At 73.2% G+C, this 8,006-nt stretch carries 4 protein-coding genes and 1 pseudogene; 3 read left to right on the plus strand and 2 right to left on the minus strand.

Features of this window, described 5'->3' with window-relative positions; translation table 11 throughout:
* Both AC08OP_RS16620 and AC08OP_RS16625 read left to right on the plus strand, forming a co-directional pair.
* Nucleotides 1-1,244: mannosyltransferase YkcB-related protein (locus AC08OP_RS16620; RefSeq protein ID WP_476615034.1), on the plus strand; the 1,244-nt coding region annotated here is incomplete at its 5' end.
* Nucleotides 1,245-1,517: 273 nt separating this feature from the next.
* Complete coding sequence (locus AC08OP_RS16625; RefSeq protein WP_476615037.1) at nt 1,518-2,798, plus strand: bifunctional glycosyltransferase family 2/GtrA family protein; 1,281 nt, start codon at nt 1,518-1,520, stop codon at nt 2,796-2,798.
* Here AC08OP_RS16625 and AC08OP_RS16630 read toward each other — a convergent pair whose 3' ends face one another.
* Nucleotides 2,799-6,212, minus strand: coding sequence for a pyruvate carboxylase (locus AC08OP_RS16630; RefSeq protein WP_476615035.1), 3,414 nt, complete (start codon nt 6,210-6,212; stop codon nt 2,799-2,801).
* Nucleotides 6,213-6,320: 108 nt separating this feature from the next.
* Here AC08OP_RS16630 and AC08OP_RS16635 point away from each other — a divergent pair, with 108 nt between their 5' ends.
* Nucleotides 6,321-7,532, plus strand: a complete 1,212-nt coding sequence (locus tag AC08OP_RS16635) for a saccharopine dehydrogenase family protein (protein WP_476615036.1) — start codon at nt 6,321-6,323, stop codon at nt 7,530-7,532.
* Between the two features lie 24 nt (nt 7,533-7,556).
* Here the strand turns inward: AC08OP_RS16635 and AC08OP_RS16640 are convergent.
* Nucleotides 7,557-8,006: pseudogene (locus AC08OP_RS16640) on the minus strand (glutamine synthetase family protein); the annotation flags it as partial.

Raw genomic sequence — 8,006 nt, forward strand, 5'->3', positions numbered from 1 at the left:
GCTCGGAGGTCGGCGGTCAGATCTCCTGGCTGCTCCCGACGGCACTGATCCTGCTCGTCGCCGGACTGTGGATCACCCGGCGCACCCCGCGGACGGACCGCGCCCGCGCCGCCTTCCTCCTCTGGGGCGGCTGGCTGCTCGTCACCGGCATCGTCTTCAGCCAGATGAAGGGCATCTTCCACGCCTACTACACGGTGGCGCTCGCCCCGGCGGTCGGCGCCCTGGTGGGGATGGGCTGCGCGCTGCTCTGGCGTCATCGCCGGCATCCCGCCGCCGCCGTGGTCTCGGCCGCCACGATGGCTGCCACCACCGCCTGGTGCTACACCCTGTTGAACCGCACCCCCCAGTGGCATCCGTGGATCCGGTACGCCGTGCTCGTCGCCGGTATCATCGCGGCGCTCGGGTTCCTCGCAGCCATCCGACTGCCGCGGCGGGCCGCGCTCGGCGTCGCCGCCGTGGCGCTGGTCGCCGGGCTCCTCGGACCCGGCTCGTACGCCATCGCCACCGCGGCGACCCCGCACACCGGCTCGATCCCGGCGGCGGGTCCCGCCGGCGCCGGCTTCGGCGGGCCGGGTGGCGGCCGCATGGGCCAGGGCGGCCTGCAGGCCGGCCGTCAGCAGGGCTTCCCGCCGCAGGGCATGGGCCAGGGCGGCCCGCAGGCTGGCCCACAGGGTGGTGGAATCTTCCCCGGTGGGGCCTTCCCCGGCGGTGGGCAGCAGATGCCCGGCGGCCAGGGCGGGATGCCCGGCCAGGCCGGTGGTGGTGCCGGAACCGGAACCAGCGCGCTGGGGAACGGGATCCTCGGCGGGCAGGAGACCCGGGGCGGTGGCCCGGGCGGTCTACTCAGCACCGTCACTCCCAGCGACGCGATCGTGAAGCTGCTCAGGCAGAACGCGGACTCCTACACCTGGGTCGCCGCCGCGGTCGGCTCGAATAGCGCAGCCGGATACCAGCTCGCGACCCAGGACCCGGTCATGCCGGTCGGCGGGTTCAACGGGAGCGACCCCTCGCCCACCCCGGCACAGTTCAAGCAGTACGTCGCCGAAGGAAAGATCCACTACTTCATCGGCGGCGGCGGTTTCGGTCAGGCCAACGGCGGTAGCTCGTCCTCACGGGAGATCTCCAGCTGGGTGACGGAGAACTTCACCTCGAAGACGGTCGACGGCGTGACCCTCTACGACCTGACCGCACCGAAGACCGGCGCCACCGCCGGCTCCACGACGGGCACCGGCGTCACTACCTGACACCGCTCCGCACCACAACCGCAATCGCCGAGGCGATCCTCAGCCCGGCCGACGCTCACAGCAGGCGCACAGCATCGGCACACGAGCGGCACAGCTCCCGAACCGAGGGTGGAGAGCATGACGATGACGCGGATGCCTTCCTCGACGACCGTGATCTCCGGGATGACCGGGATGACCGGGACCTTCGAGACGACCGGGAGCACCGGAGAGAGCATTCCCGTTCAACATCATCAGCCTAGATGGCTCGGGCCGGACGGCGGCCGTCCGCGCCCGATGCTGGACGTCGTCATCCCCGTGTACAACGAGGAGAACGACCTCGCTCCCTGCGTCCGACGGCTGTACGCCCACCTGACCGGGACGTTCCCGTACCCCTTTCAGATCACGATCGCCGACAACGCCAGCACCGACGGCACCGTGGCCATCGCCCAGGCGTTGGAGAAGGAGCTCCCCGAGGTCGCCGCGATCCACCTCGAAGCCAAGGGCCGCGGCCGGGCACTGCGGGCGGCTTGGGGCATCTCGCCCGCACCGGTGCTCGCCTACATGGACGTCGACCTGTCGACCGGCCTCGCCGCGCTGCTGCCCCTGGTGGCCCCGCTCATCAGCGGCCACTCGGATCTCGCGATCGGCACCCGGCTCTCCCCCGCCTCCCGGGTCGTGCGGGGACCGCGCCGGGAGATGATCTCCCGCTGCTACAACCTGATCCTCCGCAGGACCCTGGCGGCCCGGTTCTCCGACGCGCAGTGCGGCTTCAAGGCGATCCGCGCCGACGCCGCGGCGGGCCTGCTGCCCTTGGTGGAAGACAGCGGCTGGTTCTTCGACACCGAACTGCTCGTCCTGGCCGAACGGGCCGGAATGCGCATCCACGAGATCCCGGTCGACTGGATCGATGATCCGGACAGCCGCGTCGACGTGCTCGCCACGGCCATCGCTGACCTGAAGGGTGTGGTCCGCCTCTTGCGGGCGTTCGGCAGCGGAAAGCTGCCGCTCGCCAGGCTGCACCAGGAGTTCGGCCGAGGCCCGCTCACCGCCGGCCACGCCGAGGAGGGCAAGGCCGTCGAGGTCCCGGGGGTACCGAAGGGACTCACCGGTCAGCTCCTGCGATTCGCCGCGATCGGGATCGCCAGCACGCTGTCCTATCTGGTGCTCTTCGTCCTGCTGCGGACAGTCACCGGGGCGCAGGTCGCGAACCTGCTGTCGCTGCTTCTCACGGCGGTTGCGAACACCGCGGCGAACCGGCGGCTGACCTTCGGTCTCACCGGTCCGGAGCGCGCCGGTCGCCACCATCTGCAGGGCCTGGTGGTGTTCGCCGTCGGCCTCGGCCTGACCAGCGGTTCGCTCGCGCTCCTGCACGCGGCGAGCACGAACCCCGGCCGCGGCATTGAACTCTCCGTGCTGGTGCTGGCGAACCTGGCCTCCACGGTCATCCGGTTCCTTCTACTGCGCGCCTGGGTCTTCCGCCCGGGCCGGGAGGCGGGGGACGTGGCCGGGACGCTCCCGGCCACGACACCCCCGCGGAGGCAGAACCCGACCAGCGGGATCAGGGACACAGCGTAATCAGGAACGCAGAATAAGCAGCAGGTCGCCGACCTCGACGGAGTCGCCGCTGGAGCGGACGAGCTCCACGACGGTCCCGCCCACCGGGCTGGTCACCGCGGCCTCCATCTTCATCGCCTCCACCACCGCCAGCCGCTGGCCCTTCGTCACCGTGTCGCCCACCGCGACGCTGAACGTGACGATGCCGGGCAGCCCGGCGCCCACCTGGTTCGGATCGGCGGAGTCCGCCCGACGGGCCACCGTGGTGGTGGCCGTGATGGACGCGTCCCGGACCCGCACCGGCCGGGGCTGGCCGTTGACCCGCAGGTACAGAGTGCGCATCGCGGAGTCGTCCGGTTTGGAGAGCGTCTCCAGCTCCACGATGATCTCCACCCCGGGCTCCAAGGTGACGGTGAGCGGAACGCCGGGCCGCAGCCCGTACAAAAAGCCGTCGGTCGGGACCACGGAGGAGTCCCCGTAGGCGTCCACCGCCCGCAGGTAGTCCTTCCACGGGCCGGGGAAGAGCAGCCTGGACAGGGCCGCCCGCCGCCGGGCCCCCGGGAAAGAGAGCTCGGCGGCGTCCGCCGCGTCGAGGTCGACGGACGGCGGCGCCGGGCGGCGCCCGGCCAGCGCCCGTTCCCGGAACGGTTCGGCGAAGCCGGCCGGCGGCGTGCCGAGTTCACCTGCGAGGTAGCCGAGCACGCTGGCCGGCAGGTCGAACTCCTCGGGATGCGCACGCAACCGGTCCACGTCGACGGATCCGCCGGCGATGAACAGCGCCAGGTCACCGACGACCTTGCTGGTCGGCGTCACCTTGATCGGCTTGCCGAGCAGCTCGTTGGCGATCGCGTAGCACTCGGTGACCTCGGCCCACCGGTCCCCCAGCCCCAGCGCGATCGCCTGCTGACGCAGGTTCGTCAGCTGGCCGCCGGGAATCTCGTGCCGGTACACGGCCCCGGTCGGGGCCCGCAGCCCCGCCTCGAACGGGGCGTAGAGGTCGCGCACGGCCTCCCAGTACGGCTCCATCGCGGAGAGCGCGGGCAGCGCGATGCCGGTCGCCCGGGGAGTGTGGTCGGTCGCCGCCACCAACGCGGACATGTTGACCTGGCTGGTGCCGCCGGACATCGGCGCGGCGGCGGCGTCCACCGCGTCCACCCCGGCCGCGGACGCCGCGAGCAGGGTGGCGAGCTGGCCGCCCGCGGTGTCGTGGGTGTGCAGGTGGACAGGCCGGTCGAAACGCTCCCGCAGGGCCGTCACCAGCGTGGCCGCCGCCGCCGGGCGCAGCAGTCCCGCCATGTCCTTCACGGCGAGCACATGCACACCCGCCTCGACGAGCTGTTCGGCGAGGCGCAGGTAGTAGTCGAGGGTGTAGATCCGCTCCGCCGGATCGGAGAGGTCACCGGTGTAGCAGAGCGTCCCTTCGGCGATCGCCCCGGTACCGAGCACCGCCTCGATCGCCGGGCGCATCTGCTCGATGTCGTTCAGCGCGTCGAAGATCCGGAAGATGTCGACGCCGGTCGCCGCGGCCTCGGCGACGAACGCCCGGACGACGTCGTCCGGGTAGGGGGTGTACCCGACCGCGTTGCGCCCCCGCAGCAGCATCTGCAGGCAGATGTTCGGTGCGGCCTGGCGCAGCGCAGCGAGCCGCTCCCACGGATCCTCCGCGAGAAAGCGCAGCGCGACGTCGTAGGTCGCCCCGCCCCAGGCCTCCAGGCTCAGCAGGTTCGGCGTCAGCGCGGCGTACGACGGGGCGGCCGCCAGGATGTCGAAGCTGCGCAGCCTCGTGGCCAGCAGCGACTGGTGGGCGTCACGCAGGGTGGTGTCGGTGACGGCCAGCGCCCCCTGGGCGCGCAGCCACGCCGCCCAGCCCGCCGGCCCGAGCTCCGTCAGCAACTGCCGGGATCCCGCCGGCAGCTGCGTGCCGCCGGGCGCCGTGCCGCGGGGCGCCGCCACCTGCGCGGGCGCGGGCGGCAGCAGCTCCCGGGGGTCGGCCAGGGCCACCGCCGGGCGCAGGAATCCGTTCACCGTGCTCTCGGCGAGGCGAGCCAGCAGCCGGCTGGTCGGGTCCGTCCCCTTGCCGGGAGCGAGCAGCTCCGGCCGTTCGTCGATGAACGACGTGCTCACCCCGCCGGCGAGGAAGCCGGGGTCGGCGAGGAGCCGCACCAGGAAGTCGATATTCGTACGCACCCCGCGGACCCGGAACTCGTTCAGCGCCCGCCGGGCGCGCCGCGCCGCCTTCTCCAGCGTGTTACCCCGGGTCGTCAGCTTCACCAGCAACGAGTCGAAGTACGGGCTGACTTCGGCCCCCGGGTACGTGGCGCCGTCGAGGCGCACCCCCGGACCGCCGGGTGACTGGTAGAAGCTGATCGTCCCGGTGTCGGGCCGGAAGCCGTCCGAGGGATCCTCGGTGGTGACCCGGCACTGGATGGCGGTACCGCGCAGGACGATCTGCTCCTGGGCGAGGTTGAGGCCGGCCAGGCTCTCCCCGTCGGCGATCCGCAGCTGCGCCGCAACCAGATCAACCCCGGTGACCTCCTCGGTGACCGTGTGCTCGACCTGGATCCGGGGATTCATCTCCATGAACGTGTACCGGTCGTCGGCGCCGAGAAGGAACTCGACCGTGCCCGCATTGACATAGCCGACATGCCGGGCGAACCGCACCGCGTCGGCGCAGATGCTCGCCCGGACCGCCTCATCGAGCCGCGGCGCCGGGGCGATCTCCACGACCTTCTGGTGCCGGCGCTGCACCGAGCAGTCCCGCTCGTACAGATGGATGATGTTGCCGTAGGCGTCGGCCAGGATCTGGACCTCGATGTGGCGCGGCCGGTCCACCGCTTGCTCCAGGAAGATCGTGCCGTCCCCGAAGGCGGCGGCGGCCTCCCGGGACGCGCTCGCCACCGCGTCGGCGAGGTCGGCGAGGCGTTCCACCCGCCGCAGGCCGCGCCCCCCGCCACCGGCGGAGGCCTTGACGAACAGCGGGAAGCCGACCTCCTCGGCGGCGGCGAGCGCCCCGGCGCCGTCCGGCAGCGGCACCGAGGCGCGCAGCACCGGCAGCCCGGCGGCCAGCGCGGCGTCCCGGGCGGCGACCTTGTCCCCGGTCAGCCGCAGGACCGCCGGGGGCGGTCCGACGAAGGTGATGCCGGCGGTGGCGCACGCCTCGGCGAGCACCGCCGACTCCGACAGGAAGCCGTAGCCGGGGTGCAGCGCGTCGGCCTCCGCCTGCTTGGCCACGGTGAGCAGGGCGTCGATGTCCAGGTATCCGCGCACCGGGTGCCCGGGGCCACCGATCTCGTAGGCCTCGGACGCCTTTGTCCGGTGCAGCGCGGAAACGTCTTCGGGCGTGTAGACCGCCACCGTGCGCAGGCCCAGTTCCTGAGCGGCTCGGAAAACACGGACGGCGATCTCACTACGATTTGCAACCAGTACCTTACGCACGCGCGCCTCCTCGGACGGGTGCGCATCATTGTGGGGTGTGCAGGCCGCTACGTGCCAAAGTAACGTCTCAAGGGCCACCTTCGACAGATGGGCATAACGTCGGGACCCATGACGGCCCGTATCGTAGTGTTCGGCGCGACCGGTTACACCGGCCGGCTGGTGACCGCAGAACTCGTGGCTGCCGGGCACCGACCTGTCCTCGCCGGCCGCACGGAGACCAGGGTCCGTGCCCTCGCCGCCGCCTACGACGGCCTGGGGACCGCCGTGGTCGACGCGACTACCCCGGCCGGCGCGACCACCGCGGTTGACGCGGCCGGCGTGGCTGACGCGGCCGACCGGACGGAGGCTCGGGGCGCGCCCAGCGGCACGTCGCTGGCCCGCCTACTCGGGCTCGGCACCGGGGACGTGCTCGTCTCCACAGTGGGCCCGTTCCGCCGGTTCGGGCGGCCGGTCGTGGCGGCGGCGGCCGCGGTCGGCGCGCACTACCTGGATTGTTCCGGGGAGGGCGCATTCCTGCGGCACGTCTTCACCGAGGTCGGCCCGCGGGCGGCGGCGTCCGGGGCGGCGTTGATCCCCGGCGCCGGCTTCGACTTCGTCCCCGGCAACCTCGCCGGAGCACTGGCCCTGCAGGCGGCCGGCGGCGAGGCCCGCCGCCTCGACATCGGCTACCTCGTCACGGGCGCTCTCGGGATGAGCAGCGGAACGCGGGCGACCCTGCTGGCCGCGCTGACCGAGCCCGTCATCGTGCTACGCGGCGGCGTCCTCGTCGAGCGCCCGCTCGCCCGCGAGGTGCGGTCCTTCCGGTCGTCCGGCAAGGTCACCGGCGGGTCGGGCGGCCGGCGGGGACACCCGGCGGTGCTGTGGTCGGGAGGGGAGCCGTTCACCCTGCCCCGGCTCGCGCCGGCGCTGACCGACGTCGCGACGTATATCGGCGGCGTCGACCGCGGCATCCGTGTGGGGCAGGCGCTGTCGTTCCCCCTGTCCGGGCTGCGTCGTTTCCCGCCGAGCCGGGCGCTGCTGGCCGCCGCCGCCCGGTCCGCCCTGCGGACGACCGGCCGCGGACCGGACCGGGCGGCGCGGGCCCGCGCCGGGGCGCAGGTGTTCGCGCTCACCCGGGACGCCGCCGGCCGGGAACTCGCCACCGTGCGGCTGGAAGGTCGCGACCCCTATGCCTTCACCGCTCGGATCATGGCGTGGATGGCGGGACATCTCGCCGCGGGCACCGTCGCCCGCGCCGGCGCGCTTGGCCCGGTCGACGCCTTCGGCGTCGAGGACCTGGAGCGGGCCGCCGCCACGGCCGGACTGCGCCGGGTGGGCTGACACCCGGTCAGCACCGCCGGCGGGTCAGTACCGCCAGCGGGTCGCCGCGACGACGGCGGCCGGGTCCGCCTCGGCGAACCGGTCGATCTCCGCGCGCCGGACGGCGGCGACCGCGTCGTGCAGCTCCCGTCCCAGGGCGCGGTGCAACACCTCGTCGGCCTCGAAGGCGGCGACCGCCTCGCCCAGGCTGGTGGGCAGGCGCCGGATGCCGCGGCGGGCCCGTTCGGCGGGGTCGAGCGAGGCCGGGTCGACGCCCACCGGCTCCGGCAACGCGGCCGCCGCCGCGAGCCCCGCCTGCCCGGCGGCCAGCAGACCGGCCACCAGAAGGTAGGGATTCGCGGCGAGGTCAAAGGACTTCACCTCCAGGTTCGCCGCCTGGCCGGCCGCGGCCGGCGGCCCGGGGATCATCCGCAGCGCGGCCTCCCGGTTCTCCCGACCCCAGCAGGCGTGGACACCCGCCCACGTCGATGGCAC

The sequence above is a fragment of the Frankia sp. CeRuru1 genome (genome assembly GCF_977966315.1).

Bases quoted from the DNA above. Each gene is read 5' to 3' on its own strand.
- AC08OP_RS16625 (WP_476615037.1), top strand. From the start codon at position 1,518: ATGCTGGACGTCGTCATCCCCGTGTACAACGAGGAGAACGACCTCGCT.
- AC08OP_RS16635 (WP_476615036.1), top strand. From the start codon at position 6,321: ATGACGGCCCGTATCGTAGTGTTCGGCGCGACCGGTTACACCGGCCGG.